Annotated in this window: 30 protein-coding genes; 28 read left to right on the top strand and 2 right to left on the bottom strand. The window is 62.9% G+C overall.

The window, feature by feature from the left end:
* The 12 genes from NV401_RS03815 to NV401_RS03760 form a co-directional block, all read left to right on the top strand.
* Positions 1–308: hypothetical protein (locus NV401_RS03815; protein ID WP_261293040.1), on the top strand; the 308-nt coding region annotated here is incomplete at its 5' end.
* Positions 305–2,038: a TolB-like translocation protein gene (locus tag NV401_RS03810; protein ID WP_261293039.1), complete on the top strand. Its 1,734-nt coding sequence runs from the start codon at positions 305–307 to the stop codon at positions 2,036–2,038. The genes NV401_RS03815 and NV401_RS03810, both read left to right, overlap by 4 nt.
* Positions 2,035–2,961: a hypothetical protein gene (locus NV401_RS03805; RefSeq protein WP_261293038.1), complete on the top strand. Its 927-nt coding sequence runs from the start codon at positions 2,035–2,037 to the stop codon at positions 2,959–2,961. The genes NV401_RS03810 and NV401_RS03805 overlap by 4 nt, the downstream gene beginning before the upstream one ends.
* Positions 2,962–3,281: 320 nt before the next feature.
* Positions 3,282–3,833: a phage baseplate assembly protein V gene (locus NV401_RS03800; protein ID WP_261293037.1), complete on the top strand. Its 552-nt coding sequence runs from the start codon at positions 3,282–3,284 to the stop codon at positions 3,831–3,833.
* A complete protein-coding gene (locus NV401_RS03795) occupies positions 3,830–4,195 on the top strand; it encodes a GPW/gp25 family protein (RefSeq protein ID WP_261293036.1) in 366 nt (121 codons plus the stop codon). The genes NV401_RS03800 and NV401_RS03795 overlap by 4 nt, the downstream gene beginning before the upstream one ends.
* An 11-nt stretch (positions 4,196–4,206) precedes the next feature.
* Positions 4,207–5,406, top strand: a complete 1,200-nt coding sequence (locus NV401_RS03790) for a phage tail sheath subtilisin-like domain-containing protein (protein ID WP_261293035.1) — start codon at positions 4,207–4,209, stop codon at positions 5,404–5,406.
* 50 nt (positions 5,407–5,456) lie between these two features.
* Positions 5,457–5,969, top strand: coding sequence for a phage major tail tube protein (locus NV401_RS03785; RefSeq protein WP_261293034.1), 513 nt, complete (start codon positions 5,457–5,459; stop codon positions 5,967–5,969).
* Between the two features lie 86 nt (positions 5,970–6,055).
* A complete protein-coding gene (locus tag NV401_RS03780) occupies positions 6,056–6,361 on the top strand; it encodes a phage tail assembly protein (RefSeq protein WP_261293033.1) in 306 nt (101 codons plus the stop codon).
* A 14-nt stretch (positions 6,362–6,375) separates the two neighbouring features.
* Positions 6,376–6,492 carry a GpE family phage tail protein gene (locus NV401_RS03775; RefSeq protein WP_261293032.1) on the top strand — a complete coding sequence of 39 codons (117 nt, stop codon included), beginning with the start codon at positions 6,376–6,378 and terminating at the stop codon, positions 6,490–6,492.
* A gap of 3 nt (positions 6,493–6,495) precedes the next feature.
* The gene (locus NV401_RS03770; RefSeq protein ID WP_261293031.1) at positions 6,496–8,994 is read left to right on the top strand and encodes a phage tail tape measure protein; all 2,499 of its coding nucleotides are present in this window, start codon (positions 6,496–6,498) and stop codon (positions 8,992–8,994) included.
* Positions 8,991–9,377, top strand: coding sequence for a phage tail protein (locus NV401_RS03765; RefSeq protein WP_261293030.1), 387 nt, complete (start codon positions 8,991–8,993; stop codon positions 9,375–9,377). The genes NV401_RS03770 and NV401_RS03765 overlap by 4 nt, the downstream gene beginning before the upstream one ends.
* The gene (locus NV401_RS03760) at positions 9,374–10,375 is read left to right on the top strand and encodes a contractile injection system protein, VgrG/Pvc8 family (protein ID WP_261293029.1); all 1,002 of its coding nucleotides are present in this window, start codon (positions 9,374–9,376) and stop codon (positions 10,373–10,375) included. Before NV401_RS03765 ends, NV401_RS03760 begins: the two co-directional genes overlap by 4 nt.
* Before the next feature lie 126 nt (positions 10,376–10,501).
* Here NV401_RS03760 and NV401_RS03755 read toward each other — a convergent pair whose 3' ends face one another.
* Positions 10,502–11,485 carry a DUF2971 domain-containing protein gene (locus NV401_RS03755; protein ID WP_261293028.1) on the bottom strand — a complete coding sequence of 328 codons (984 nt, stop codon included), beginning with the start codon at positions 11,483–11,485 and terminating at the stop codon, positions 10,502–10,504.
* Between the two features lie 64 nt (positions 11,486–11,549).
* A complete protein-coding gene (locus NV401_RS03750; protein WP_261293027.1) occupies positions 11,550–12,251 on the bottom strand; it encodes an XRE family transcriptional regulator in 702 nt (233 codons plus the stop codon).
* Positions 12,252–12,293: 42 nt separating this feature from the next.
* Between NV401_RS03750 and NV401_RS03745 the strand changes: the two genes are divergently transcribed.
* The 16 genes from NV401_RS03745 to NV401_RS03670 all read left to right on the top strand — a co-directional run bounded on the left by NV401_RS03745 (position 12,294) and on the right by NV401_RS03670 (position 26,196).
* The gene (locus tag NV401_RS03745; RefSeq protein ID WP_261293026.1) at positions 12,294–12,641 is read left to right on the top strand and encodes a transcriptional regulator; all 348 of its coding nucleotides are present in this window, start codon (positions 12,294–12,296) and stop codon (positions 12,639–12,641) included.
* Entirely contained in the window at positions 12,638–13,135 is a 498-nt protein-coding gene (locus NV401_RS03740; RefSeq protein ID WP_261293025.1) for a hypothetical protein, read from the top strand. The genes NV401_RS03745 and NV401_RS03740 overlap by 4 nt, the downstream gene beginning before the upstream one ends.
* Positions 13,132–13,494 (top strand): ogr/Delta-like zinc finger family protein, encoded by a 363-nt coding sequence (locus NV401_RS03735; RefSeq protein ID WP_261293024.1) that lies wholly within the window; start codon positions 13,132–13,134, stop codon positions 13,492–13,494. The genes NV401_RS03740 and NV401_RS03735 overlap by 4 nt, the downstream gene beginning before the upstream one ends.
* Positions 13,495–13,591: 97 nt before the next feature.
* On the top strand, positions 13,592–13,969 hold the full coding sequence (locus tag NV401_RS03730) for a hypothetical protein (protein WP_261293023.1): 378 nt from the start codon (positions 13,592–13,594) through the stop codon (positions 13,967–13,969).
* A 7-nt stretch (positions 13,970–13,976) separates the two neighbouring features.
* On the top strand, positions 13,977–16,469 hold the full coding sequence (locus NV401_RS03725; RefSeq protein WP_261293022.1) for a toprim domain-containing protein: 2,493 nt from the start codon (positions 13,977–13,979) through the stop codon (positions 16,467–16,469).
* 10 nt (positions 16,470–16,479) lie between these two features.
* Entirely contained in the window at positions 16,480–16,686 is a 207-nt protein-coding gene (locus NV401_RS03720; RefSeq protein ID WP_261293021.1) for a hypothetical protein, read from the top strand.
* Between the two features lie 16 nt (positions 16,687–16,702).
* Positions 16,703–17,146: a hypothetical protein gene (locus NV401_RS03715; RefSeq protein ID WP_261293020.1), complete on the top strand. Its 444-nt coding sequence runs from the start codon at positions 16,703–16,705 to the stop codon at positions 17,144–17,146.
* A complete protein-coding gene (locus NV401_RS03710) occupies positions 17,143–17,514 on the top strand; it encodes a DUF2312 domain-containing protein (protein ID WP_380817022.1) in 372 nt (123 codons plus the stop codon). The genes NV401_RS03715 and NV401_RS03710 overlap by 4 nt, the downstream gene beginning before the upstream one ends.
* Entirely contained in the window at positions 17,514–17,681 is a 168-nt protein-coding gene (locus tag NV401_RS03705) for a hypothetical protein (RefSeq protein WP_261293019.1), read from the top strand. The genes NV401_RS03710 and NV401_RS03705 overlap by 1 nt, the downstream gene beginning before the upstream one ends.
* Entirely contained in the window at positions 17,681–17,869 is a 189-nt protein-coding gene (locus NV401_RS03700) for a hypothetical protein (protein WP_261293018.1), read from the top strand. Before NV401_RS03705 ends, NV401_RS03700 begins: the two co-directional genes overlap by 1 nt.
* The gene (locus NV401_RS03695) at positions 17,869–19,128 is read left to right on the top strand and encodes a phosphoadenosine phosphosulfate reductase domain-containing protein (protein WP_261293017.1); all 1,260 of its coding nucleotides are present in this window, start codon (positions 17,869–17,871) and stop codon (positions 19,126–19,128) included. Before NV401_RS03700 ends, NV401_RS03695 begins: the two co-directional genes overlap by 1 nt.
* Positions 19,125–19,274: a hypothetical protein gene (locus tag NV401_RS03690; RefSeq protein ID WP_261293016.1), complete on the top strand. Its 150-nt coding sequence runs from the start codon at positions 19,125–19,127 to the stop codon at positions 19,272–19,274. Before NV401_RS03695 ends, NV401_RS03690 begins: the two co-directional genes overlap by 4 nt.
* A 207-nt stretch (positions 19,275–19,481) precedes the next feature.
* Positions 19,482–20,570, top strand: coding sequence for a tyrosine-type recombinase/integrase (locus NV401_RS03685; RefSeq protein WP_261293015.1), 1,089 nt, complete (start codon positions 19,482–19,484; stop codon positions 20,568–20,570).
* Between the two features lie 1,018 nt (positions 20,571–21,588).
* Positions 21,589–22,368, top strand: a complete 780-nt coding sequence (locus NV401_RS03680; protein ID WP_261293014.1) for an FkbM family methyltransferase — start codon at positions 21,589–21,591, stop codon at positions 22,366–22,368.
* A gap of 225 nt (positions 22,369–22,593) precedes the next feature.
* Positions 22,594–23,499 carry a hypothetical protein gene (locus NV401_RS03675; RefSeq protein ID WP_261293013.1) on the top strand — a complete coding sequence of 302 codons (906 nt, stop codon included), beginning with the start codon at positions 22,594–22,596 and terminating at the stop codon, positions 23,497–23,499.
* Between the two features lie 708 nt (positions 23,500–24,207).
* On the top strand, positions 24,208–26,196 hold the full coding sequence (locus NV401_RS03670) for an acyltransferase family protein (RefSeq protein ID WP_261293012.1): 1,989 nt from the start codon (positions 24,208–24,210) through the stop codon (positions 26,194–26,196).
* Positions 26,197–26,918 lie beyond the last annotated feature (722 nt).

Here is a 26,918-nt window from a genome sequence, read left to right as displayed (position 1 = left end):
TCGCACGCGCGGTCGCCGCGGTGAAGCGCGAGGCGGCGCGCCGGATCCTCGCGATCGCCAGCCTCGAGCGGCAGGCCAACGACAACGCCGTGATGGCGTCGCTCGCGCTGCAGCTCGTCACCGGTACCGAGGACGGCCCGGACATCACCGCTGATGCCGTCAATGCGCAGGGGCGGCGCGCGGCCATCGATGCGGTGCGGATCGCCAGCAACAAGATCGAGGCGGCGATCACCACCTGGGCGATGGCTGCCCTCAGTAAATTCGACGCCAGCGCCGACCCGCGCTGGCCATTGGAGACAGCCGTGTGAGCAAGATCGCAAACCTGCCCGAAGTCGCGGCACCGGACGGTACCGAGACCGTCGTCATCTTGAAGGATGGTGTCGCCAAACGCTCGCTTTTGTCTTCCCTCGTTTCCGCGGCGCTCGTCCCGTTCGTCAATTTGGCTCGGAATTACGCCAATGCGAGCACCGACGCCGCGATTCCCGGCGCCGTTGATCCTGCCGACAGAGGCGCCAAATATTGGAGCCTGTCGGCGTGGGCGGCTCGAGCCGGCGCCGAAGCTGCGGCCGCTTCCGCCGACTGGAAGAACGCGATCAAGCCTGTTGGCTTGGAGGGGAAAATCCTTTGGGGCATTTCGCGCGCAGACGACGATGGCCTTGGGGAACGGCTGGCCTTGTTCGTTGATATCGCCGGTGTGATGCGCCCTTCGGCGATCGCGCTGCCGGCCGGATCCGTAACTGGCGCAAGCCTCGATCTGGATCTTTCGGCTCGGACGCTGCAGCCCATCGCCCCCGAGGGCCGGATACTCTGGGCCGTCGAAGTTCCCGATGCGGATGGCCTCGGCAGCCGGATGCCGCTCTACGTCACCGATGACGGCGTCGCGCATGCTGGCAATATGGCAGTTTCTCAGGCCGACTATCTCAGCAACCCGGCGCTCGCCATCTCCCCCAACTGGATCGTCGGGCAGAAAGCGATGGGCGATGGCACGATCACGCTGCGCAGCGTGTCGCGCAACGGCGGCCGGGTAGTGGATCTCGTGACGGGCGACAAGGCAACCTCGCCGGTGTTCACGCCCGATGGCGCGAAGGTTATCTATCGCTCCGCCGCGTCTGCCACATACATGGTGGTATCGCCTGACGGCACCTCGACGGCGCCGCTTCGCCTGACGCCGCGCCTCACTAATATGTTTTGGCTCGGTCATTCGATCGTGGAGCAGGGACTTCCGGCCGCGTTCCAGACAAAGACCGGCATCGTCTCGACCAACGGCGGAATCAGCGGGCAGCGCCCGGAGGACATCGGGTATCGCTTCGGGCAGGAGTTCGCCATCACCGTGACTGGGAACTCCATTCCCGGCTCCGGGGCCGTGACGCTTGCCCAACCGGCTAGCACCGCCGCGGTAAATCGCGGGCCGTTCGCCAACACCGCCGCCGCGCGCAGCATGGTCGTGACTGTCGCCGGGGTGCGCTGCATACTGCGTGGCCCGGTCAATGCGCCCTACACGATCGAGCGCGAGACCGCCGGCGATGCCATCGCAGTGGCGCCCGGAACGCTGATCGCTGCCGATCTGACGGGCATTGCCGATCAGATGATTTACGTCCGCCTTATGCGCAACGCCATGACGGACCTTGCGGCCATCGGCGTCGCCGTCAACGCCATCAAGGCCGCGGTCGCGAAGCACAGCTACAACCCACGCATCATCTGGTCGGGCGAACTCCCGATCGCGGGGCCGGTCGGGCACGCGCAGGCGGAGCGGCTAGGCTCGGCAAACCGGGCATCGTACGAAGCGGCAAACGCCTATCTGCTCAGCCTTGTCGGGCCAGACAGCTATTACGACCCGCTCCCTTATATGCAGTCGGACGCATGCTTCGCGGCATTGGGGCTGACCAAGGATGCGGATGACCTGGCCGACATCGCCGCGGGTGTCGCCCCGCGTCGCTTCATGAATACCAGCGAGTCGCAGTGGCTCCATGAAAGCAATCTCGGGCGAACGGCGGACGTGAACGGAATTGTCGCCAAATATCAGAGGAATTGGTCGTGACGGGTTATATCATCCAGGCAAATGGCGGTCCCCCTCTCGGCGCGGCGTTCCCGGCGCGCTACGATGACCCGCGTATCGACGCCGGCACCCTGCTGTTGCTCGACCCGGCACACAGCCAGACGATCGCGGATGGTATGCCGAAGGCAACGGCGCCCGCGAATAACCAGCGTTGGCCCAACCTGGCGTGGAAGCCGGCCGCGCGACTGACCGGCAAGACGAAAGACGATCGCGCACTGCTCGATCCGGTTCTGTCGTTGTCCGGGTTCGCGCCTGATGAACTGAAGATCGAACGCACCCCTGCCGGCGCACTGCACGGTATTACGAGCCCAACCTTGCTCGACAACGGCGACGCGGCCTTTTTCGACATCCCGACCGCTATCGAGAAATACTTCTTCGACTTTGGCGGCGATTACCCGGTGTCGGATCACCAGTTCTATATCTCGCTGTGGATCTATATCACGCGACCGGCCTCGACGGTGACCAACCCGACCCAGCCGTATTTTTACATCAGCACTGCGACGGGAAACCCGATCGAAGCGGCGATGTATCCCACCCAACTGGTGCCGCGTGCTGGCCAGACCATCGCCGGCATCGGTGATGTCGGAAACGCCAATGTGAACACGGCTGGCGCGCAGCGTCTGGTTGTGACGCCGAACCAGTGGGCCAATGACAAGCCCGCCAATGCTGCAGCGGTCGAGGCCCGCTTGGGATGGGGGGCGTTCGGCGGGTTCGGTCCTTACGGTGTGGGAGGAAAGACGCCCAGCTTCATCTTCGAAAGCCTGCTGATCAAGGATCTTACGGTCACCGGAAAGACGTTTGCGCAAGCCAACGCCGAAGATCTTGCCGAGTGGACCGCCGCGCACGCAGTCGGCGGTCGCTACTACGACCACACAGTCACGACCGATCCGGCGACATTTGCTTGATAGCCGCCGCATTGCTTCGCAATCTGGCGTCTAATATGGGTATTGCATGAACGCGCTCACCCGTATCTTTCTCGCACCTGGCTGGACATTAGAGCAGGCTATAAAGCTCGTACGCAAACGACAGGCGATCGCGGGCAAGGCGCTGCACAGTGAATGTTGTCGCCATTGCGGCGCACCTACCCCTGGCCAGATCAATGAGCTGTGCCAGGACTGCGCGGAGGGGGCTGCTATCTAGCTGCCTATGTAGCGCGCTCTTGTAGAAACCGTTTCTACAAGAGCGCGCCCGCGCATCGCGCCACAGCCCGCGCCATGCTCCACGCATGAGCGACCCTGCCGACAGCCAGCGTTTGATCGGAGACCTGATCCGTCTCGGCACTGTCGTGTCCGTCGATCTCGCCGCCGGCACCTGCCGCTTCCGGACCGGCGATATCGTCACTGGTGACGTGCCCTGGCTGGCCGGCCGCTCGGGCGCCACGCGCACCTGGTCGCCGGTCAGCGTCGGCGAACAGGGCATGCTGATCTGCCCCGAAGGCGACACTGCCGCTGGCATCGTTCTCCCCGGCCTGTTTTCGAATGCCCGCCCGGCGCCGGCGTCCGAGGATATCGAGCTGGTCGAGCATGCCGATGGCGCGCGGATCTCCTACGACGCAGCGGCGCACGCGCTCAGCGCGATCCTGCCGGACGGCGCGACCGTCACAATTGAGGCAAATGGCGGCTTGTCGATCAAGGGCGACGTCGCGCTCGATGGCAGGCTCTCGGTCACCGGCACGATCGTGGCCGATGGCGAGATCACCGCGAAGGGTGTCAAGCTCTCCAAGCACCAGCATCTTTTGGTCAAGGCTGGCACTGACAAGTCGGGCGATCCCGAATGATCGGCATGAACGCCCGCACCGGCGCGCCGCTCGCCGGCGATGATCACCTGCAGCAGTCCGTGGCCGACATTCTCGGCACGCCGCTCGGCACGCGCCTCGGGCGCCGCGAATACGGCTCGCTCGTGCCCGAGCTGCTCGACCAGCCAATGAACGCGCTCGGCCGTGTCCGACTGTTCGCCGCCGGCGCGCTCGCTCTTCAACGCCAGGAACCCCGCCTGCGCGCCACGCGCATGATGCTGGCGGCAGGATCGACGCCTGGCGCGGCTGTCCTGACCGTCACCGGCCGGCGCACCGATGCCGCCCGAGCAACCGCTGTCGATCTCACTGTCCCCGTCCGCGCGCTGAGCGCCCTTCCCGCCTGAAAGGATTTCCTGTGTCCGACCCCTACCAGCACGGCATTACCGTCTCCGAAGTCGCCCGCACCGGCCGATCGATCGCGACGATCGCCACGGCGGTCATTGCCCTGGTCGCGACCGCCAGCGCCGCCAGCGCACCGGAGCGCGCCGCGATCGACGCGGCCTTCCCGCTCGATCGTCCGGTATTGGTTACCAATCTGCTGGCCGCCATCGCCGTGGCTGGCACCAGCGGCACACTGAAGGGCGCGCTGCAGGCGATCGCCGATCAGGTCCGCACGCCCGTCATCGTCGTGCGGGTCGCACCGGGCAACGACGTTGCGGCGACCAATCTGGCCGTGATCGGCGGAACCGTGAACGGCCAGAAAACCGGCATGCAAGCATTGCTCGCGGCCGAGGCGCAGGTGAAATATCGCCCGCGCATCATCGGTGCCCCCGGCCTCGACGCCGCGGATAGCGTGAAGAACGCGCTGGCAACCATCGGCCAGAAGCTGCGCGCCATGGCCTATGCCAGCGTCACCGGTGCCACGCTGGCCGACGTTATTGCCGCGCGCGCCGCCTTCACCCAGCGCGAGCTGATGCTGATCCATCCGGACTTCCTCGCGCCGATCGATCCCGCCGGCACGATCGGCCCGAGCTTTGCGGCCGCCCGGGCACTCGGCTTGCGCGCCCGGATCGATCAGGAGCTGGGCTGGCACAAGACGCTGTCCAACGTGCCCGTCGCCGGCGTCGTCGGCCTCACCCGCGATATCGGCTTCGACCTGCAGAGCATCGACAGCGATGCCAACCAGCTCAACGCCGCGCACATCACCTCGCTCGTGCGCATCAACGGCGACCTTCGCTTCTGGGGCAGCCGCACCTGCGCGGCTGATGATAGCGACTACGTCTTCGAGAGCGCCACGCGCACGGCGCACATCCTCGCCGATACGATGGCGGCCGGTCTGGTCGAGTATATCGACAAGCCGCTGACCCCTAGTCTGGCGCGCGACATCGTCGAGGATATCAACGCCAAGTTCCGCGCGCTGAAGCGGGCGGGCCAGCTGCTCGGCGCGGTCGCGTACTTCGATCCGGACAAGAACCCGGTCGCATCGCTCAAGATCGGCAAGCTGGCGATCAGCTACCGCTACACGCCGGTGCCCCCGCTCGAGTCGCTCGGCCTGCAGCAGGAGATCAGCGACGAATTCCTCGCTGACTTCGCCGAGCTGGTGGCCGGCAGCTGAGCCGCCCCCGTCCCGCCTGATCCCACCCCAAACAATTCCGGAGAACGACCATGGGCCTCCCCCGCAAGCTCAAGAACATGATGATCTTCAACGCCGGCGCCGCCTATATCGGCGAAGCCAATTCCTTCACCCAGCCCAAGCTGACCCGCAAGTTCGAGGAATATCGCGGCGCGGGCATGGACGTCGGCGTTAAGCTCGACATGGGCGGCGAGCCGCTCGAGGTCGAGTTCACTTGCGCCGGCCCGATGCGCGACGTGCTGCGCCAGTATGGCGCGGTCGGCGTGGCCGACGTCCAGCTCCGCTTCGTCGGCGCCTACCAGAACGATGACGCCGGCTCGGTCGATAATATCGAGATCGTCGTGCGCGGTCGTCACGAAGAGATCGATCTCGGCGAGTCCAAGCCTGGTGAAGGCGGCGAGATGAAGGTGAAGACCGCCGTCTCCTACTACAAGCTCGATTGGAACGGCGTGACCGAGATCGAGATCGATGCGCTCGGCATGGTCATGATCGTTGGCGGCGTCGACCGCTTCGCCGAGATCCGCGCCGCGCTCGGGATCTTCTGATGCCGCTGGGGAAGGCGCCGCCAGGGCCTTCCCCCCTGGGCGTCCCACCACGCCCTACCCGCTATCCCAATGACCAAAGGATCGACATGAAGATTCCCGAAACCTCCGTCGCCCGCACCGTCACGCTCGACACCCCGATCGTGCGCGGCACCGAGACGATCGATAGCGTATCCGTCCGTAAGCCCGGTTCGGGCGAGCTGCGCGGCCTCACCCTGATGGCGCTCAGCCAGCTCGACTATGCCGCGCTCGAGACGCTACTCCCGCGGATCACCAGCCCCGTTCTGCACAAGGCCGATATCATCGCGCTCGACCCTGCCGATCTGATGCAGCTCGGCGGCGAGGTAATGGATTTTTTGCTGCCGAAAGCAGCGAAGGCGACGGCCTCCCACTAAGCGTCGACGATGTCATGGCCGATCTGGCGACCGTGTTTCACTGGTCGCCGGCGGTCATGGATCCGATGAGCGTCACCGAGCTGATGGGCTGGCGCATGCGCGCGGCCGCACGATCTCAATCCGAGCGCTGACCTATGGACCGTAATCTCCGCATCCGCATGCTGCTCGAGGCTGGTGACCGTGTCACCAAGCCGCTGCGTGATATCGCCAACGGTTCGACGCGCGCCAGCCAGGCGCTGCGCGCGACGCGCGATCGGCTGAAAGAGATCGAGCGGGCGCAGGCCGATCTCGCAGGCTTCCGCCAGCTGAAGATCGGCCTGCGATCGACCGACCAGGGGATGCAGGCCGCGCAAACCCGCGTCGGCCAGCTCGCCCGGGAAATGCAGCAGGCCAGCACACCGACCCGCGAGCTGACGCGGAACTTCGCCCGCGCCCGCGCTGAGGCGCAGCGCCTCACCCAGCAGCATGAAACCGAGAGCCGCGAGCTGCAGCAGCTTCGCGATCGCCTGCGCGCGGCCGGCGTATCCACCTCCGATCTTGCGCGGCACGAACGCGAACTGCGCGAACGCGCGGCCGATACCAATCGCGAGCTTAAGGAACAGACGCGCCGGCTCGATCAGGCAACCGATCGCCAACGGCGTTTCAGCGCGGCGCGCGAGCGATTCGCCCGCGGGCAGAGCCTCGCCACGGGCATGGCCGCGGGCGGCGCATCCTCGCTCGCCATCGGTGCGGCGATGGCCCGCCCGATCATCGGCGGCGTAGAGCAGGCGCAGGAATTCCAGTCTGGCATGACGGACATCGCCCAGAAGGCGAACCTCACGCGCGAGCAGGCCGACAAGATGGGCGCCAGCCTGCTCATTGCCGCGCGTGCCGCCAACCAGATGCCGGCCGACCTGCAGAAAGGCGTCGATACGCTGTCCGGTTTCGGGCTCGATCCGACCAAGGCGACGCAGATGATGAAGCCGATCGGCCGGGCGGCGACCGCGTACAAGGCCGAGATCGCGGATCTGTCCGCTGCCGCGTTTGCCGCGAACGACAACCTCAAGGTGCCGATCGAGCAGACCGGCAAGGTCATCGACATCATGGCCGAGGCGGGCAAGGCGGGCGCGTTCGAGATCAAGGATATGGCCGGCGCGTTCCCGTCGCTCACCGCGGGCTATCAGGCGCTCGGCCAGACCGGCACCGGCGCCGTCGCGGATCTTGCCGCCGCGCTGCAGATCGCGCGCAAGGGCGCCGGCGATTCCGCGACGGCCGCCACCAACGTCTCCAATATCATCCAGAAGATCGCCTCGCCGGCGACGATCAAGGCGTTCTCGAAGTTCGGCATCGATCTGCCGAAGTCGCTGAAGAAGGCCTATGCCGAGGGCAAGACGCCGCTCGAGGCGATCGCCGAGCTGACCAAGAAGGCGACCGGCGGGGATCTCGGCAAGATCGGCTTCCTGTTCGAGGACGCACAGGTGCAGCAGGGCCTGCGCCCGATCATACAGAACCTCGAGGAATATCGCGCCATCCGCGCCAAAGCCGCGGCGGCGAACGGGACGACCGATACAGACTTCGCCGAGCGCATGAAGGACTCCGCCGAGCAGACCAAGCAGCTGAAGGTGAACGCATCCGCCCTGGCGATCTCGCTCGGCAATACGCTGCTGCCGACCGTCAACGCCGTGCTCGGCCGTGTCGGCGCGTTCGCCAATCGCCTTGCGGCCTGGTCGCAACGGCACCCGACCCTGACGCGCGCTATCCTGCTCACCGCGGCCGGCCTGTCGGCGCTGTTCATCGCGCTGGGCGTGGGCGCGATCGCGCTCGCTGCCGTCGTCGGGCCGATGTACCTGTTCGGCGCGGCTGCGACCTACACCGGCATGGCGCTGCTGCCGATCATCGGTATTGCTCTGGGCATCGTCGCCGGCATCGCCTTGCTCGCCGCCGGCGCATACCTGATCTACAGCAAATGGGGCGCGATCAGCGCCTGGTTCGGCGCCCTTTGGCAATCGATCCAGTCGGCGTTCTTCGCCGGCATCGGCGCGGTCAAGGCGATCTTCTCGCAGTTCGATCCGCGCATGCTGCTGTTCGGCCCCATCGGGCTGTTGCTCGGTTGGCTGGGCGGCAGCGTGCCCGGTCAGCTGGCCGAGGTCGGCCGCAACATGATCCGCGGCCTGATCAATGGGATTATGTCGATGCTGGGCGCGCTCAAGAACACGATCGTCGGCGCCGCCAGCGCGGCCGCTACCTGGTTCAAGCAGAAGCTCGGCATTCATTCCCCGTCGCGCGTGTTTGCGGGCTTCGGCGGTTACATGATGGACGGCCTGGCCAACGGCATCGAGGGCAACCAGGGCGCGCCGATCGCGCGCCTTGATCGGCTGTCCAAGCGGCTGACCACGGCCATCGCTGTCGGGACTGCCATGCCAGCTATGGCTGCATCCGGCGCGACCGCGCCCGGCGCAGGTGCCGGCGCGACCGGGGCGGCGTCGATCTCGGCCGCGGCGCCGGTGACGATCAATATTTATCCCGGCGCCGGGCAGGATCCTCACGCCATCGCGCGGGCGGTGCGTGCCGAGCTGGAAGCGATCGATCGCGAGAAAGCGGCCAAGGCACGCGCCAGCCTTGCCGACCAGCAGGATTGGGACACGCACGCATGATGATGTCGCTCGGCATGTTCGTCTTCTCGCTGCCCACCCTCGCCTATGAGGATCTGCAGCGCCGGTCGGATTACAATCACGCCAAGTCCGCCCGTATCGGTGCGCGGGACGCCACGCAGTTCGTCGGCGTCGGTGCAGAGACCGTGTCGCTGAGCGGCACGACCTTTGCCGAGATCGCCGATGGAGCGGTGTCGCTCGGCAAGCTGCGCGACATGGCCGCCAGCGGCGATGCCTGGCCGCTGGTCGACGGCGCCGGCCGCATCTACGGCGCGTTCGTGATCGAGGGCGTGGACGAGAAGCAGAAGGAGTTCCTGTCGGACGGCACCCCCCGCAAGATCGACTTCGCGCTCGATCTCTACCGCGTCGATGAGGAGGCGGCGTGACGATCGCCAATATCCCGGATTTCCGCGTCACGCTCGACGGCCGCGACCTGACCGGCACGATCCGTCCGCGCCTTATCTCGCTCGGCATTACGGAAAAGCGCGGCGATGAGGCCGACCAGCTCGATATCGTGCTGAACGACAGCGACGGCCGGCTCGAGCTGCCGCCGGCCGGCGCGGTGCTGACCGTGCAGCTCGGCTGGAAACAGGGCAGCGACGTGCGCCCTGGTCTGGTCGAGAAGGGCAGCTTCAAGGTCGATGAGGTCGAGCATAGCGGCCCGCCCGACATCGTGACCATCCGCGCACGGTCGGCCGACTTTACCAGCGATCTGCGCGTGCGGCGCGAAACGACGCACCATGATCGAACGCTCGGCACGATCGTCGGCGAAATCGCCGGCCGCAACGGCCTGCAGCCCCGCTGCGCGCCGCGCCTGGCGGGCGTCGTTCTCAAGATGACCGCACAGAGCCGCGAAAGCGATATGGCCTTCCTGCGCCGCCTCGGTCGTGAGCATGACGCCGTTGCCACCATCAAGCGCGGCGCGCTGATCTTCGCGCCGATCGGCGCCGGCGTGACGACGAAGGGCGCGGCCCTGCCCTCGCTGCGGATCCTGCGCCGCGATGGCGATCGTCATAGCTTTCGCATCGAGAAGCGCGACAACGTCGAAGGCGTCCAGGCCGACTGGCACGATCGCGGCGAGGCCAAGCGCAAGACGGTGACGGTCGGCAAGGCCAACAGCGCGCGCAAGCTCAGCCGCACATATGCGACCGAGGAAGATGCGCGCCGCGCTGCGGCCTCGGCCAAGGGTCGCGCGGCGCGCCAGCCGGTCAGCCTCTCGCTATCGCTCGCGCTCGGCAGGCCGGATATCTATCCTGAGCAGAAGGCGACCGTGGCCGGGTTCAAGGCGCCGATCGACGCGGTCGCGTGGCTGGTCGGCGAAGTGACGCATTCGCTGGGCTCACAGGGCTACGTTACTGCGTTGAAGCTTGAAACCTCTAATTAATCGATCAAATCACGACTTGCATCGAGCACTCGATGATACGGAATACGTCCAGTTGGAGGCGACCGCCGCTACCACACAGTCTCTGCCGACTGAAAATTAACGGATAGATAAGCTTCAGCAAAAAATCTAGTAAACAAGAGGTATCTGACTCTCGAAGATTATTTTATATCTGTGTGGAGTTGATTGCATGAATTTGTGAATTCTCATGACATCTTCATCTGGCGTCCGCGTCGGAGAAACGCATATATCAGCGAATATAACATCTACGAACGGTGCACGTTCGAAGAGCTCTAACAGATCGATCTTTATAAATTCACCCCTGCCATCGGGTCGCTGAAACTTTTCGTACCCCACCCCGTCAGAGAACAATCTTACCTCGAGTTCCTCCTCAAATCCACTATGCTTCAATATAGGAGCAACAGCGGTAAATTTCGCCTTGGATTGCAAAAAGCGATGAGGAATCGAGCGGTCGTCAATTTCCGTCCACGATGCGAATATGTCAGCTACATCGCTCGCTATCGGCTCAAGTATTTGTATATGTTCATCGCGACCGTACAAAACAGGCGATAGGTTAATGTTGAGTGATTTTTGTTTTCTAGGAGCAAAGAGTGCGATGGGTATTCCCACTGAAACACCTACCGGTTTGGCGTAGGCTCTCCACTGACTTAATATAGAGCATATTTGACTAAAGGATACTATATAATAGTTTACGTCCTCCAGCATTATTTGCTTAGCTCGCTGCAAGAATTCGTAAGTTGTGCTTAATCCTCTCTCGGCGAGCTTTTGTGAAATCTGTATCGCCAACAAGTCCCATGCGAAAACAATCTCGTTAAAATCGTTCATGATCGCATGGTGGCTCGCCCATAACTCACCCCCGCGAACTATATTTTTGAAGGTTTCTAATTGAGTATAGTGATATATAAGCGGGCCCGTACGAATTCCACCATCTGAAACAGCAGTCGCAATGAATGATGCTGCTCTTCGGTAGTTATCACGGATACTTCCATTGCTGGAATAAGAGATAAATCTATCATCTGATCGCGGCAAGTTACGCGCCAGCGATATCCAGCGGTTTGCTTCGGTATCAAAATATCCTGAAATGCTACGCATAACTCCGCTCCCCACCAAAGCTCGCTTGCCGCGCGAAGTCACAGTTTAATACGGGGCAGCAAGCTCAAACTGGCTTTACCACTCGCGTTATGCGCCCAATAATGTTGATCTCATCTGGATGAGCGGTGTCGTCCGAGACGTCGCTATTGTCGGATAGGATCGTGACCTTATCCCCTCGAATGCGCAGCCGCTTTATCATGGCGATATCGCCGATCGTGAACGCCCAGATTAAATCTTGATCCTCGACCCGGCGCTCCGACCTGTCGATCAGCACCATGTCATTGTCGTTGATCGTAGGCGCCATCGAGTCGCCCTTGCCGCGCGCCCAGGTGAGGCTGACGGGCGCCGTATGCGTAAGCTGCTCGATCCAGACTTTCGGGAAATATTGGACGTCCACCAATGCACCGTCGTCGGCGAAGGTCGCGCCCATGCCATAAGCTTGATCGACCGAGGCGATCGGAACCAGCTCGAGCTGATCGGCCATGGCCTCATCGGAAAAGTTTAGAGCATCCGCTTCTGGCACGGCGTCCTGCCCATCGCCCTTTAGCCAGACCAAGGGAACGTGAAGGTGCATCGCTATGTCCGGCAGAAACCTTGAGCGCTGTGTCGCGCCCGTCAAAATCTGACTTATCGCGCCCTGCGTGCAACCGACCGCTGCCGCTAGCGCCGGCTGATCGATGCCGCGCGCGGCCATAGCGTCACGAAGGCGTTCGGCGGGCGAATTCATCGCCTCCCCATAGCAAAGAATATTAGCTGCCTTATTCATTTTGCTATTGCGATCGTATTAGTTGGCTATTACTAAAAGAGAATGACGACGCGATACGACATCTCCGACACGGCATACGAGGCGGCATACGCTGCTTTCAAACAAGCCGTCGCGCTGGCTCCCGGCCAGATCGCGTTCGCCAATATCTGCAGGTGCACCCAGGGCAATATTTCTCAATTGCTCCGCGCCGGCTCTCTGCTGCCTGAGCGCTTTGTCATTAAAGTTGAGGCGGCCACCGGCGTACCGCGTCACGAGTTGCGCCCTGACATTTATCCGATCGAGCAACCTCACCTCCCCGTCCCCAATGACGATCGATCTGTGATATCGCCGCGTGCGGTGACCGTCGCCTGCGATCGGCAGCCAATTTCCCAGCCCGGTGCGGCACGATGACCCAGCCTCGCGAACCCCTGACCATATCCGACGCGCTTACCCGGATCGTCGGCCTGCTACATGCCAGCAAAGCCGCCGAGATTGTCGATCGCTCGGAAACGACGATCTACAACTGGATCAATCCTGTGCACGAGGCGACGCCGAACCTCATGCAGGCGTTGGCGCTCGACGCCGCCTATCACGCCGCCGGCGGCGAAGGGGCACCGATCCACGAGGCCTACGCCTACCAACTCGATCTTGCGGTTGTCGAGCAATCGGCCTGCCAGATCGAGCTGAGCAACGATATCGGCAACGTCGCCCGCGAATGCGGTGACGCGATCGCCAGCGGTATCGTCATCACACAGCCAGGGGCCGACCCGTCGCTAGTCCATCATGCGCTTGTCCAGGCGAACGAAGCGCAGAGCGCCGTCGCCAGGTTGATCGGGCGCCTCAAAGGTTTCCTGCCACGCGACACCGTGTCGCGCGGGGAAATGAGCGGGGAGCTCCACCAATGACTGCACTAGCGAAGCGACAAGAGAAGAAGCGGAACTACACGCCTCGTATTCCGGCGATCGAATGCCCGCACTGCAAATCGCGCGCCATCGTGCGCGACAGCACAGAGGTTTTCTTCATGGTGCGAGAACTGCGCCTGAGCTGCACCAATGACGATTGCCGCCACACCTATGTGGCGCAGCTGTCGGTCATCCGCACGATCCGGCCGAGCGATTGCCCGAACCCGGACGTCCGCCTCCCTTTTGGCAACCCGAACCTAGGGCCGAAACCGAAGCCAGCGAATGACGACGGCCCCCCGCCGCCCGCCAACGATGATCACGGCATCGGCGCCGCGCTCGCCGCGGCCTTCATGACCACCTGATCCCAGCGCAGCCCGCTGCGCACCGCCCCCGCTGAATAACCGATCCGGAAAAAGCCCCCGCTTCCGGAAACGCCACCCGCTTGCCCGAAAGACACCCATGCTTGCCGACCAAACCATCTCCGATCTTCGCGCCGATCTGCTGCAGGTATACGATGCGCTCGATGGCCGCGCCGGCCCGTTCGACATCGGCTTGCTGCGCCACGAACTGCGCGAGGCATTGCGCGACCTATCACGCGCCGCATCGATCCACCCTGCTCGTCCCGAGCGCGCAATCTACCGGACATCGCGAGAGCTGCTCGGCGACCTGCTGATCATCCGCATACGGCTCGAGGATCTCCTGATGACGGGGCTAGTGCCATCTCCGGCGATTGTCGGAGATCTCGGCCCGGCTCTCTTCAATCTTTCCCGCGGCATCACCGGCCTGGTCAAAATCATCAGCAGTGAAGCCGCGGCACGCGCCGGCGTGGCGGGCTGACCACAGCATGCGCACCGAGCTGCTCACCGAACTGACCAAGCGCCTGAAGCAGGATTACGGCTTCGAGGAGAAGGGCACATACCTGCGCCGCGGCAAATGTCCGCAATGCTCCAAGGGGCAGCGCGAGCTGTGGACGTGGACCGACAAGCCTTGGGTGCTGAAATGCGGCCGCATCGAGCGTTGCGGCTGGGAAGGCCACGTCAAGGAACTGTATCCGGACATCTTCGACGACTGGTCGAAGCGCCACAAGAAGACTCCCGCCGACCCCAACGCCGCGGCCGATGCCTATCTGCTGCACGCCCGCGGGCTCGACCTCGCCGGCATTCGCGGATCGTATAGCCAGGAATGGTATCACGATCAGGATCTTGGGATCGGATCGGCGACCGTGCGATTCCCGCTGCCCGGTGGCGGTCATTGGGAACGGCTGATCGATCAGCCCGCCCGCTTCGGCAAGAAGAAGGCGCTGTTTTCATGGGGCAGGGGCTACCGCGGCCAGTGGTGGCAGATGCCCGGCACGACGATGGCCGACCTCGCGATCGCCGACGAGATCTGGATTGCCGAAGGCATCTTCGACGCCATCGATCTCAACCAGAAGGCCAAGGTCGCGGCCGTCTCGGCGATGTCGTGCAACAATTATCCCGAGGCAGCGCTCAACGAGCTGCGCAGCGCCGCGGCGTTGCTCAACCGCGCGCCGCCCCGGCTGATCTTCGCCTTCGATATCGGCAAGGCCGGCACCGAATATACGCGCCGCTTCGTCAAGCAGGCGCGCAAGGATGGCTGGACCGCCGGCGCCGCCCAGGTTCGCCCCGATGGCGAGGGCGAGAAACTCGATTGGAACGATCTCGGGCAGCGCGACCGGCTCACCCCGACGCACCTCGAGGAATATCGCTGGAACGGCAGCGTCACCATTGCCGAGAGTTCCAACGAAAAGGCGCTGCTGATCTACCAGCGCCACAAGACCCAATCGTTCCCGCTCGTGTTCGCCGGCCGGCAACTATGGGCGACGTTCTCGATCGAGCGCATCAACGGCATCATCCAGCAATGGACCGACGCACCTGACGCCGGGCCTGACGGCTTCGCCGACATGCCGTGGGAAGAGCGCTGGGAACTGGCGTCGGCCGAGGCGGTCGAGATTGCCGAGCTGGCCAACTGCACCTTCCGCACGCTGTATTTCCAGCGCGATCCGAACCTCGAGGAAGGCGCCTATTTCCTCCGCATAGATTTTCCGTCCGATCGTGCCAGCGTGAAAGCGACCTTCTCCGGCGCGGCCTGCACCACCAGCGCCGAGTTCAAGAAGCGCATGGCTTCGATCGCGCCAGGCGCTCAGTGGGTCGGCAGCCAGTACCAGATCGACAAGCTGATGATGCGCCAATGGTCGCAGATCCGCATGGTCGAGGCGATCCAGTTCACAGGCTATTCGATCGATCACAAGGCGTGGATCCTCGGCGATATCGCCGTGCACCAGGGCCGCGTCTACGAGCCGAACGAAGAGGATTATTTCGTCCTCGGCAAGCAGTCGGTGAAGCTGCGCACGGCCGAGCGGATCCTCCGCATCCGCTACGATCCCGACAAGCTCGATCTGTCTTGGGTGCCGCACCTGATCACCGCCTTCGGACCCAAAGGCGTCGTGATGCTCGCCTTCTGGTTTGCGTCGTTCTTCGCCGACCATTTGCGCTCGCTCAATGACAGCCTTGCCTTCCTCGAGGCGACCGGCCTGCCCGGCACCGGCAAATCCACCCTGCTCGAGTTCTTCTGGAAGCTCACCGGTCGCTCGAATTACGAAGGTTTCGATCCGACCAAGGCGACCAATGCCGGCATCGCGCGCACGCTTGGACAGGTCGGCAACCTGCCCGTCGTTCTGATCGAGGGCGATCGCGACAAAGATACGCCGCACGGCCGTCGCTTCGAATGGGACGAGCTGAAGACGGCCTATAACGGTCGCGCCGTCCGCACCCGCGCGATCGCCAATGGCGGCATGGAGACCTTCGAGCCGCCCTTCCGCGGGGCGATCGTCATCGCAGAACGACGCGGTCGAGGCGTCGCCGGCGATGCGCGAACGCATCATGGCGATCCATTTCGACAAGTCGCGCTTCAGCCCCGCCAGCAAGCTCGCCGTCGAGACGCTGTCCGCCATGGACGGCGACGATATCTCTGGCTTTCTCGTGCACGCGGTGCGCCGCGAAGAGCAGGTGATCGCCACCTATCGCGACCGCTTCAAGATCTACGAAGCGGCGATGATCAAGCATCCCGGCATCCGCAACGGGCGCCTGGCAAAGAACCACGCCCAGCTGGCGGCGATGCTCGATGCGCTCCGCCTGGTCGTGACGAACCTGCCGGATCGCGACGCGGCCGAGGCGCACGAGTTCATCTATCAGATGCTCGAGGATCGCCAGCGCGCGGTCGAGAGCGATCATCCGCACGTCGAACTGTTCTGGGAACGCTTCGATTACATCGCGGCGAACGAGGGCCAGAACCCCGAACGTCCGATCAATCACAGTAAGAACCCCGAGGTGATCGCGGTCAGCCTGATCGATTTCGAGCGCCGCTGTGCCGATTGGAAGCTGCAGCTGCCGTGCCAGACGGTCGAGCTGAAGCGCCTGCTGAAGTCCTCGAAGGCCCGGAAGTACCTCGAGACCAAACCGGTCAATTCCGTCTGCGGAAAGACCGTCAATTGCTGGGTCTTTGCCGACCCTGAGCACGCCACCCCCAACCGCTGAAGAAGGAATCGAAGCGATGGAACACGTCATTTTTTCACGCCGCGCCGGCACAGACCGGAAGGCGTCCGACCGTAAATTGCCGCTGGCGGCTGGCGCCTATCTGAAGTTGCGCCGCATGTCGGCCGGCCTCACCGTTGATCAGGTTGCCAATCGCCTCGCACCCGCACCAAAAGACCGCGACGATTCCCTTGCGCTGGTCCGAATGCTCGAAACCAGCGGCGCTCGCGCCCGCCACGAGGGCACCATAGCCGCTCTTGGTCAGATCTACCGTTTCGATGTCGCGGTATATCGCCAGCTTTGCGAAGTGCCATCCGACCGCCACCCGGTCATCTGCCGGGGCTGCGGCTGCAGCCGGCACGATGCCTGCGAAGATGACGCGAACTGCTGCCACTTCGTCTCAGCGGTCGAATGCAGCCGCTGCGCCGACCGCGCCGCTCAAACGCAACGTCTCGCGTCATGAACGCCATGACCATGCGCGCCGTGCCCGACGGCAATGGCGGCTTCCGCCATGTCCCCACGCCCTTCGTGCCGCAGATCGTGCCCAAGGGCGGCAAGAAGAAGAAGGTCGTGGTTCCCGACCCGATCATCACCAACGGCGAGGCCGCGGCAGAGCAGCTCCGCCTGCTTGTCGAGGCGCTTGAGCGACTGCACGAAGAAAAGGCCGGCATCGCCGATGATATCAGCGACAAGCTCGCTGAGGCCAAGTCGAACGGCTACGACACCAAGGCGATCCGCGCGATGCTCACTCTCCGCAGACAGGAGAAGCATCACCGCGACGAATTCGAGGGCATCCTCGAAACGTACAAGATCGCGCTGGGTCTCGCCTGATGCGCGGCGTCACCGATACCCGCGCCCGCCCCGCTCGCCGCTCGGTCGCCGAACCTGTGCCGGCACCGCGCAGCCGCGCTCGCACCGTGATGATCGTCCTGATGACGATCGTCGCCATGCCCTTCCTGCTGATCGCCTTCCTGGCCTCATTCGATCGGAGCCGCTGATGACTCGAGCATCCTCGATCCACGCCATGCGCTGTCCCTGCGCCGCGTGCCGCCCCTGCCTGCCAACCCCGCGCTCGCTGCTTGCCTGGCCGCTGGCGATCGCCGTCGCCGCAGGCGGCGCGGCCGGCATCCTGCTCGATCTGTCCGGCTGCACGCCGGCGATCGGCGCCGCCCTGGGCGTGCTGTGATGATGAACGCATTCGATAGCCAGCTGGCGATCGCCGAGCGGTTCGTTAAATACATTCCACGCGGCGAGGCATCGCTATTCTCTGGTGACCATCGCGCGTCAGTCGGAGAGTGCGTTGAGCGGACAGTCTCCAACATGATCGCGCATGCGACAGGATATGATCACTGGATCCTCGCCTATTCGGGCGGGAAAGACAGCTCGACCGTTGCAACCCTAATCGTCTCACTGCTTGAGCTGGGCGTCCTTGAGCGGCCAAAGACGCTGACCGTCATGTATGCGGACACGCGCGTCGAGCTGCCACCGCTGCAGGCCGCGGCGAGGGAAATGATGACCCGGCTCCGCGCCATGGGGATCGCCGTGCTTGAGGTATGCGCCCCGATGGATGAGCGCTTCTTCGTCTACATGTTCGGCCGAGGTGTCCCACCCCCCTCCAATACGTTCCGCTGGTGCACCCCGCAGATCAAAGTCGAACCGATGACGGCCGCGATAGCCGAGCATGTTGGGCGTCTCGGCGGCCGAGCATTGACCATCACCGGCGTTCGCCGAGGGGAATCAGCCGCACGCGATCAGCGTATCTCGCTGTCCTGTTCGCGCAATGGTGCGGAGTGCGGTCAAGGCTGGCTGCAGACCGATCTTCCCGGTGCTCTAACGGACACATTCGCTCCGATCGACCACTGGACACTCTGCATGGTGTGGGACTGGCTGAAGATCTTCGCGCCCATGCCAGAGTTCGGTGCCTGGCCAACGCGTATGATCGCGGACGGCTATGGCGGTGACGAGGATATGCGAACCGGCTGCGTTGGCTGCAATCTGATCGCGCACGACGGTGCGCTCGCCTCGGTTCTTAAATTGCCCGGCTGGGATCATCTCACCCCGCTGTTGGGGCTTAAGAAACTCTATCTCGAGTTGCGCCTCCCTCGGCATCGCAAGCGCCAACCCGGCTTTCAATATCGCAAAGATGGCACGCTGCAGTCGAACCAACAGCGCATGGGGCCACTGACGTTCGACGCGCGGCTCATGGGCTTAGAGCGGGTTCTCGGAATTCAAGCTGCCGTGAATGAGGCCGCTGATCGACTTGGCCGCGTCGGGATCGTGCTTATCGACGTCGAGGAAGAGGCGCGCATTCGGGAGTTGATCGCGCTGCAGACGTGGCCACGCGGTTGGACTGGCGAGGAACCGAACGCTGACGTCTGGCTTGACCAAGTTGACAACGATGGGTCCGTACAGCCGATCCTTTTTCGCGAGCTTGTCGGGAAATGATTGGGGGAGAGCTGACCGTTGCCAAGCCGCGCAAGTCGAAGAGGGAAAAGGTCGATCGCCATCCGTGGGATTGGTACGTCGAACAGGCATGGGCCCCGCCCCGCGATACCGCACCGGTGCCGCTGCGGTTCGAGCTGGCTGCCTGACATGTCGCGCGCGCCAGTCAGCACCCCACCCGAGCGGGTCGGCATCGCCGGCGCGCGTACAATCACCGGGCTCCCTGTCAGGACGCTGCAAGATCTTGCTCTGCAGGGCGCGATCCCCGGGGCATCTAAGCCGGCCGGCCGCTGGTTATTTATCGTTGCGGATCTCCAGCGCTGGTCGAATCGCGTGAACCGCGCAACAAAGGCACCATGTCGAACCTCTATCAACGCAACGGCATCTATTGGGCGCGCTTCAAGGTCAGGGGCGAAGAATACAGAGAAAGCCTACGAACACGTTCTGAATCGCTCGCGAAAAAACGGCTGAGGATCCGCCGCGAGCAGGTTGAGGATCAGGCGCGCTTCGGGGTTGCTGCGACAACTAGCTGGCCCGCAGCCGTCGTGTCTTGGAACGAAAGCATTGAGCGCCAGATCGGCGCGTCGACCTTCACCCGCTACGTTGTAAGTCTCAACCAGGTGCGCTCGTTTATCGAGACAAAGGCGATCCACGAGATCGACGGTGCGACTATTCGCGAGCTGGTGAAGGGGCGACAGCGCCAAGGCGCCAGCAACGCCACCATCCGGCGCGATCTCACCGCGATATCCAGCGTCCTGACACACGCGATCGATGAGGGCTGGATCGAGGACAACGCCGCCCAGGCCTATAGCCGCCAGCGTCTGCCCGAGCGGCGCGACCCCATCACCCTCCCTACGCCCGAGGCGATAGAACTGACGATTGGCCGGGAGCGTACGCGCTTCGGCGATCTGATGTTATTCGCCCGCGAGACGGGCATGCGCCAAGAAGAGATCGCCAGTCTCGAGCATGGCGAGGTTGACGTGAAGAACCGCACGGCCACCTTCGTCGGAAAAGGCCGACGCTTGCGATCGGTCCCGCTGTCAGACGCGGCGATCGCCATTGTGCAAAGGCAGCCCCGATTCCTGTCGTGTCCGTTCGTGTTCTGGCATCTCGCGGAGGATGCCGAGGGGAAGCCAACCGCTCTTCGATATACCAACGTCGGATCGAACTTCGGCGACTACACCAGGCGGGCGGAGAAGCGGGCCAAGGTCGCCGGCGTCGAATATCGCCGCTTCCGCTTCCATGACCTGCGCCACATGTTCGCGGTGGAGTATCTGCGCGACGGCCGAGGCGGCATTTACGATCTGCAGCGCATCCTCGGTCACGGCAGCGTTAAGACCACCGAGATCTATCTTGATTATCTCACGCCGGATCAGGCCGCGGCAGCGATGGTGGGGGTGGCACAAAAAGCGGCACACAAGCGACGGTCTGGCGCGGCAGACTAGGCTGTTACCCGCAGAAAACCGCCAATTTCTGAATATGCAATCTTGCCCACCTGTGGGTTTAGGAAACCGTTGCTCTATCCGGCTGAGCTACGGGGGCACTGGCAGTTTTCGTAGGTTTCTGCGGCTTACAGGTCAATGACCAACACGCGAAACACATGAAGACCTACGGTTGGGATGGCGCGGCGCGTTAAATACCGTCGGCGGCATAAATCGCCGCACCTGCCAAGGCTCCAAACATGGCCCTTCCCCGCGAGCAAGAGTAGCGCGCGGGGCAACTCCGTCCCCCAACATGCCCAGAGCTAAACGGATTTTGGGCCAATCTTTTACTCCGTCTCCGATGATCAGATCGGGGTTTTGGGCTCAGGTTACGGGAAAGATTGGATTAGACGGCAATCCTGCTTCCGGTTCAGATCAGAGTTGTAGAATAGACGCTGGACATGTGCCAATGCCGTAAGGGCATGATCGCGAAGGCGCAGCGCCAGACGGTTACAGTTGGCGAGGCCAACAAGGCACGCAACCGCATATCTATGCGACGGAAGAAAGCGCGCGCCGCATGCCGCCGAAGCGGCTTGTCGCAATCGCGAGCGCTCGGCCGCCTGGATATCTCTTCCGTGCGGAGGCGACCATGGTCAGCTTCAATACGTGAAGTGGCTCCGTCGTCTGGCTGATCGAAAGGTGACGCATTCGTTTGGCTACGCGGGCTGCTCCGGCGGAGCGGAGCTAGATGCGGCCCCAACATCGCGGTGCAGCCTGCTATATCACGGATATATTCGCCGGTTTGCCCCCCGTTGATCGCGCTTTTAATTCAAAAGGACGCGACCGCCAAATGAACATCAATAACTTAGCGACCAGCCTTTGCGCTGCTGGTTGCGACGACTTAGTTGTGCCTCGAGCTTATTGCGACGGTGCGCACGCGGCACATGCAAGATTTCTATCAAATCAGCAGGTTGCAACACGCGATTCAGCTTGCGAGCCGCCGTGGTGGCTCTAAGGATCTGCCAAAAAACAGGGGTTGCGCATGTCGGTCGAGAAATTAGGTTTGCGTTATGGCGAGCACCGAACATTCGGTAGCCGAATATTGGGACTGTCGACCAGCCTTGTTCGCCGCGAAGTGCTTTATGTCGTGCGCTCACTCCTTCCCGTGCAACACATTTCCATGAACGGACTGAAGCTGCCGGTACGCGACAGCAAGTTGAGCGCCACGGTGCGGCGCTCGATCCGCCGTGAAAATTACGAGCGTCCCGAACTGGCTGCAATCGTTCGAAATCTTCGCCCCGACGACCGCGTTCTCGAGTGCGGCGCCGGGATCGGCGCGATCAGTGCGACGAGCGCGCTTATCGTCGGCAGCAACAACGTGGTCGCCGTAGAGGCGGACCCGCGGATGCGCGACTTGATTGAGAAAACATGGAAGTTGAACGGCGTATCGCCGACGCTGCTGACCGGTTTCGTGACCGACATTCCCGGCGAGGAAGAGATTACGGTCAACGACGACATGGTGTCTACCGGCCGTGACCGCTCCGATGGCAGCGGTCACCGCGTTACAGTTCCACGCTTGCCGCTGGCAGGCCTGCTCGCCGAATGGCGACCAACGGTCATCATTATGGATGTCGAGGGCGCCGAGGTTGAACTGCTCACCTTGGAGGAGTTGCGAACAATACGCATGATCTGCGTTGAAGTGCACCCCCATTTGATCGGCAACGACCGCTGCCTCGATTTGATCATTCGCCTGCGGGAGCTTGGCCTCGATTTGGTAATCGATGAATCGTCGTTCCGTTGCCTGGTATTCAAGCGCGCCTGACCGAGGCAGTTGCGCGACATATCACGTGTATCGGCAACGATATTGTCGCCCCCTGCCCTGAATCACGCAGGGCCGAAAGCGGCGATCCCGGCAGCTCAAAAGGGGCCGCGATAAATGTATGGGCAGGCGGCAGTTTCGTCGCACACCCGGGCGAGATCGCGCTTTCGGCGGCGGCCGACCGCTGCTAGGCAGGCGTCTTAACATAGGTCAAGTGAGCCACAGACAGTGATTGAGAGTGGTTCTTCTGTGGTCGGTGTCGATCCGGCGTCGTGGGGGCTACCGCCCGGAACCGCGTTCCGACTAGACCTTCCGGCGCCCGATCTGCGCCCGTTCATTACCGACTATCACATTCAGGACTCCGATGAAGCGGTGCACGCCGGCACGGTGACCTATCCTCTGCCGGCGTGGCCGGTCATCCGCATCATTCTGGCCACCGAAGCGATCTCGCTCCAGCTTGGTCCGCGCCGATACGTTCTGCCGGTGGCTTCTCTGTACGGCACCACGACGCGCTCCATGGCCGTCACTTCATATGGCGGTGTAACGATCGGTATCGGCATATCACCGCTTGGTTGGTCCCGCCTGTTCAGCGTGTCGGCGGACAAGGTACGCGACCAGGTTGTACCGCTCGATACGATGATGCCGGCCGCTGCGGTACATGCGCTGGTCGAAACGCTTCGTACGGCCGACCTTGTGAAAGATCTGGGCCCCATCCTCAACGATTTCCTGCGGGACCGCCTGTCGCCGCCGGGGCCGCATGAAGAGGTGATCGTTGGCCTCACCCACCTGATCAACGACGACAAGACCGAGGACATCGCCAGCGCCACCCGCCAGCTTGGAGTCGAAGCGAATGCGCTAAGGCGAATCGCGATCCGTTATTTCGGTTTTCCGCCAAAGGTGCTGCTGGTCCGTGCACGTTTCGTCCGTTCCCTGGTGCGCATGATGCTGGGCGACTGCATCACAGATTATTCGAAAATTGCGCCGACCTATTTCGACAGGTCACATTTCCTGCGTGACGCTCGTCGGTTTCTCGGTACGACGCCGCGACGCTATCTGATGCGCCATAACGCTTACATGTTCGCCAATTTGCGGGCACGGCGCGACGTGATCCGCGCCGCCAAGGCAGCCACATAATCGTTCAGGAACGCGATTGCCGGATCACGGCCAACGCGACCTTCTAACATTATTTATGCCAATCCGTTGCTTGTCGAGGGCGCGCATGGCTGCCCGCTGCTGAAATGAGCCCCGGCCATTCTTGATGTTTGTTATGACGTTGAAGCCTTCATTTGTTAGGATAATCCGATAGATCCGGCGCGTTGTTCGAATTGATTGTCCACCTCTCCTAATTGCTGGCATAACGGCGTGATGACCGCCGATGGGCACTATTACATTTCAAGACTGATCTGCCGGGTTTTGGGTCATCGCCGGTCGCGAAAGCGGGGCTACGTCGTTCTTGATGGCCACCGCGCGGTTTGCGCTCGGTGCGCCCGGCCGATGATGCGTTACGCCAACACCGCCAACTGGCGAACGATCGACAAATAGCAGGACTAGTCCGGCAACGGCGACGCCCGCTAAGTCCTTTATAGCGGCGTCGACGCAGCTCCGCTCGGCGTGCTGTCAGGCTCAATAGCAAACCTCGAATATCCCGTGTACCGCCGGATTCCGTCTGCGGCATTTCTCGCCGCGCGCGCGGAAAAGCACGTGGCAAATTGCCGCGTACGTTTCCGTAGTTTAGCGGCGGGAAACGGGCGCTTTGGAGATGATATTGGCTCACCGTCAAATACCGACCAACAGGGTTGGCAGAGCCAGATCGCCGCTGAGCGGCAAGGTCAAGGACGCGGCTTGACCACTAAATCGTACCGGCCGGACATCGACGGCCTTCGCGCCATTGCGATTGCCGCGGTGGTACTGTGCCACGCGCGCATGCCCGGTTTTACGGGGGGCTATGTCGGCGTGGACGTGTTCTTCGTCATATCCGGCTTTCTGATCACCCGCCTGATCGGGGAGGATGAAGCGTTCAGTTTCATCCGCTTCTACGAGCGCCGGGCTCGCAGGCTTCTACCCGCCCTGCTGGCGATGCTTACGGTAGCGACGATCGCCGCCTGGGTGATCCTGCTGCCGCGGGAAATGGAGTTTTATGCCCGGGAACTGGCAGCGACGGGCTTGCTGGTGCCGAACGTCTTCGCCTGGAAATCGTCAGGATATTTTGGCCCGGAAGCGCTCGACCTGCCGCTGCTCCATCTCTGGTCGCTGGGCGTCGAGGAACAATTCTATCTCGTCTTCCCCTTGGTGCTTTGGCTGATCAACCGGTACCTTCCCGTCCGAGCATTGCCCTGGCTTATCGCTGCCGCGGCGTTGGTTTCGCTGGGACTGGCCGAGATCCTGGTACGGCGACCGTCGACGGCAGCCTTTTACCTGCTCCCGCCGCGCGCATGGGAATTGCTGATCGGCTGTCTTCTCGCCGTAGTCGACACGCGCCCCACCGGGCGACGAACAGCCACGGCTGTTGCCCTTATCGGCCTGGCGATGATTGGCTATGCGATATACGAATTCGATGCGGGTACCGCTTTCCCGGGCTTTGCGGCGATCCCCCCGGTGCTCGGGGCCGCGATGGTGATCTGGGCCGGCCGGACAGAGGGCAATGCCGGATCACGCATCTTGGCGCTTCCCCCGCTGGTCGGACTGGGTCTGATCTCCTATTCGCTGTATCTCTGGCACTGGCCGCTGCTGTCGTTCTTCGGCCTTCGTTCGGACAGCACGCCAACCGTCCTGCAGGCGCTGGTCATCGTCATCGTAGCGCTTCCGATCTCTTACATTTCGTGGCGTTGGATCGAGTGCCCGGTGAGACGTCGAACCTTTGCCGCACGCCCCGCCCGTCGTCTGACCGTCGCGCTCGCCGCCCTTGTGCCGTTCGCTGCCGGCGGCATCGTCCTGACGCTGGCACATGGCTTCCCGCAACGCGTTGATCCGCGGGTGTTGCAGGTCAACGCCGACGGCCAGTTCGCGTCGGCATTGCTGCCCCCATGCGTGCGCGGGATAGTGCCCAGTCAGCCGACGATGTGCGGCCATGTCGCGACCTCGGCAAAGCGCGGCACGGTGGTAATTTGGGGGGATTCCCACGCCGAACATTTCTCAGCCGCGATCGCGAGCCAGCTAAACCCGCTCGGCTATACTGTCGTATTGGCCTCGGTACGGTCCTGCCCGCCACTCATCGGCGTTTCGCTTGCGATCCTCACGGCAGGCGGACCGGTCGGCCGGAAATGCATGAAAGCTAACGCTGCGATGCCTGCAAAAATGGCCAGCATCGCGGACTTGCGGCTCGTTATTCTCGCGGCACGATGGACGGCGTTCATTCCCTCGCGTCGCGCCGATGATACGAGCGACCGCTGGTTCACGACACGTGAGGGCAAGCGCGCGTCAGCAGACGAGGCCCGCCGCTTGTTCGCGATCGGACTTGGAGCCGCGGTACAGGCCGCCCGATCGACCGGCGCCCATGTATTGCTGATCGATCAGCTTCCCGAATTCACGCGGTCACCACGCAACTGCGTGGCGCGCGCGCTACGAGACGAGCTGCCCGCCGCAAGCTGCGATCGCCCCGAAGCCGTTGCCCCCGACGTTCGCAAAGACATCGTCAAGATTATGGACGCGCGTGCCGCCTCGGGCCAGGTGACCGTCATCCACCCCGCCCGCACCCTGTGCCGGGCACGGACCTGCAGCCCTGTGCGAAACGGGCACCTGCTGTTCCGCGACGCCCATCACCTTAGCGTGGAAGGTGCGCGTTTCTATGCCCCCATATTGCGCGGCCCCGTGGCAGCGGCGCTTCCACGGTAACGGAACGTAGCACCTGCGGAAAAGCGCTGAGGCTGTTCAGCCAGGCAGGTTGGCGATGCGCTGGGAAGATAACCATATGTCATAGACACCGTGCATCCTGCCATCGGCAACGTACCGGCCCCGTTTCACCAGTTCATCTAACCTGCTTTAAGGCCTCGCCCGACGATGAAGGCTATGAGTGCTCGTCGAACGAAATACAGTTGTCAAAAGACTGGCTATAAATGGGATTAACGACCGCTTGGCTCTCTTGGCAAAAGCTTTTCTGTCTTGGTCGCGGTCTGCTCGGCTGGTTCTTCAACGGTATAAGGCAGCACGTCACGGCACCGTGTGTCGCGGCTGTGGCGGGCGCCTCGATCCACCGCGCCAACCCTATTCGCAGTGCGCAGCCTGTTGTGAAGATAGCGCATTTTGACGGGCCTGGTGGCGACGTTTTCCATCGGGCAAGCCCAGTATGAAGCGGTGCCAAGCGCTGGCGTCTCGGCTGGGCGCGCGGTTCTGCAGGCACGGTCTTCGGATGGGGATGGGCCAGATTTGCGGCGGATAATGAAGGCCATGTCCCGCGAGCAGCATAATGACCGTAAAATCACGCGCTGAGGCAACCAATCTAAAATGATCGATGGGGCTTCCGCATCGGCGCGGTCGGCGGCGATATAAATTGCACCGTCATGCGAGTTCTACCGGCATGAACGACCGGCAGCCGCTGGCGTCTTAATACTTGCGTC

The organism is Sphingomonas hylomeconis, assembly GCF_025370105.1.
Taxonomy (GTDB): domain Bacteria; phylum Pseudomonadota; class Alphaproteobacteria; order Sphingomonadales; family Sphingomonadaceae; genus Sphingomonas; species Sphingomonas hylomeconis.
This window is presented reverse-complemented; position numbering and strand designations above follow the sequence as displayed.

Excerpts from the sequence above, each read along its gene's own strand:
- NV401_RS03800 (WP_261293037.1), top strand. The coding sequence starts at position 3,282 with ATGAGCGACCCTGCCGACAGCCAGCGTTTGATCGGAGACCTGATCCGT.
- NV401_RS03795 (WP_261293036.1), top strand. The coding sequence starts at position 3,830 with ATGATCGGCATGAACGCCCGCACCGGCGCGCCGCTCGCCGGCGATGAT.
- NV401_RS03785 (WP_261293034.1), top strand. The coding sequence starts at position 5,457 with ATGGGCCTCCCCCGCAAGCTCAAGAACATGATGATCTTCAACGCCGGC.
- NV401_RS03780 (WP_261293033.1), top strand. The coding sequence starts at position 6,056 with ATGAAGATTCCCGAAACCTCCGTCGCCCGCACCGTCACGCTCGACACC.
- NV401_RS03775 (WP_261293032.1), top strand. The coding sequence starts at position 6,376 with ATGGCCGATCTGGCGACCGTGTTTCACTGGTCGCCGGCGGTCATGGAT.
- NV401_RS03770 (WP_261293031.1), top strand. The coding sequence starts at position 6,496 with ATGGACCGTAATCTCCGCATCCGCATGCTGCTCGAGGCTGGTGACCGT.
- NV401_RS03765 (WP_261293030.1), top strand. The coding sequence starts at position 8,991 with ATGATGATGTCGCTCGGCATGTTCGTCTTCTCGCTGCCCACCCTCGCC.
- NV401_RS03755 (WP_261293028.1), bottom strand. The coding sequence starts at position 11,485 with ATGCGTAGCATTTCAGGATATTTTGATACCGAAGCAAACCGCTGGATA.
- NV401_RS03750 (WP_261293027.1), bottom strand. The coding sequence starts at position 12,251 with ATGAATAAGGCAGCTAATATTCTTTGCTATGGGGAGGCGATGAATTCG.
- NV401_RS03745 (WP_261293026.1), top strand. The coding sequence starts at position 12,294 with ATGACGACGCGATACGACATCTCCGACACGGCATACGAGGCGGCATAC.
- NV401_RS03740 (WP_261293025.1), top strand. The coding sequence starts at position 12,638 with ATGACCCAGCCTCGCGAACCCCTGACCATATCCGACGCGCTTACCCGG.
- NV401_RS03735 (WP_261293024.1), top strand. The coding sequence starts at position 13,132 with ATGACTGCACTAGCGAAGCGACAAGAGAAGAAGCGGAACTACACGCCT.
- NV401_RS03730 (WP_261293023.1), top strand. The coding sequence starts at position 13,592 with ATGCTTGCCGACCAAACCATCTCCGATCTTCGCGCCGATCTGCTGCAG.
- NV401_RS03725 (WP_261293022.1), top strand. The coding sequence starts at position 13,977 with ATGCGCACCGAGCTGCTCACCGAACTGACCAAGCGCCTGAAGCAGGAT.
- NV401_RS03715 (WP_261293020.1), top strand. The coding sequence starts at position 16,703 with ATGGAACACGTCATTTTTTCACGCCGCGCCGGCACAGACCGGAAGGCG.
- NV401_RS03710 (WP_380817022.1), top strand. The coding sequence starts at position 17,143 with ATGAACGCCATGACCATGCGCGCCGTGCCCGACGGCAATGGCGGCTTC.
- NV401_RS03705 (WP_261293019.1), top strand. The coding sequence starts at position 17,514 with ATGCGCGGCGTCACCGATACCCGCGCCCGCCCCGCTCGCCGCTCGGTC.
- NV401_RS03700 (WP_261293018.1), top strand. The coding sequence starts at position 17,681 with ATGACTCGAGCATCCTCGATCCACGCCATGCGCTGTCCCTGCGCCGCG.
- NV401_RS03695 (WP_261293017.1), top strand. The coding sequence starts at position 17,869 with ATGATGAACGCATTCGATAGCCAGCTGGCGATCGCCGAGCGGTTCGTT.
- NV401_RS03690 (WP_261293016.1), top strand. The coding sequence starts at position 19,125 with ATGATTGGGGGAGAGCTGACCGTTGCCAAGCCGCGCAAGTCGAAGAGG.
- NV401_RS03685 (WP_261293015.1), top strand. The coding sequence starts at position 19,482 with ATGTCGAACCTCTATCAACGCAACGGCATCTATTGGGCGCGCTTCAAG.
- NV401_RS03680 (WP_261293014.1), top strand. The coding sequence starts at position 21,589 with ATGTCGGTCGAGAAATTAGGTTTGCGTTATGGCGAGCACCGAACATTC.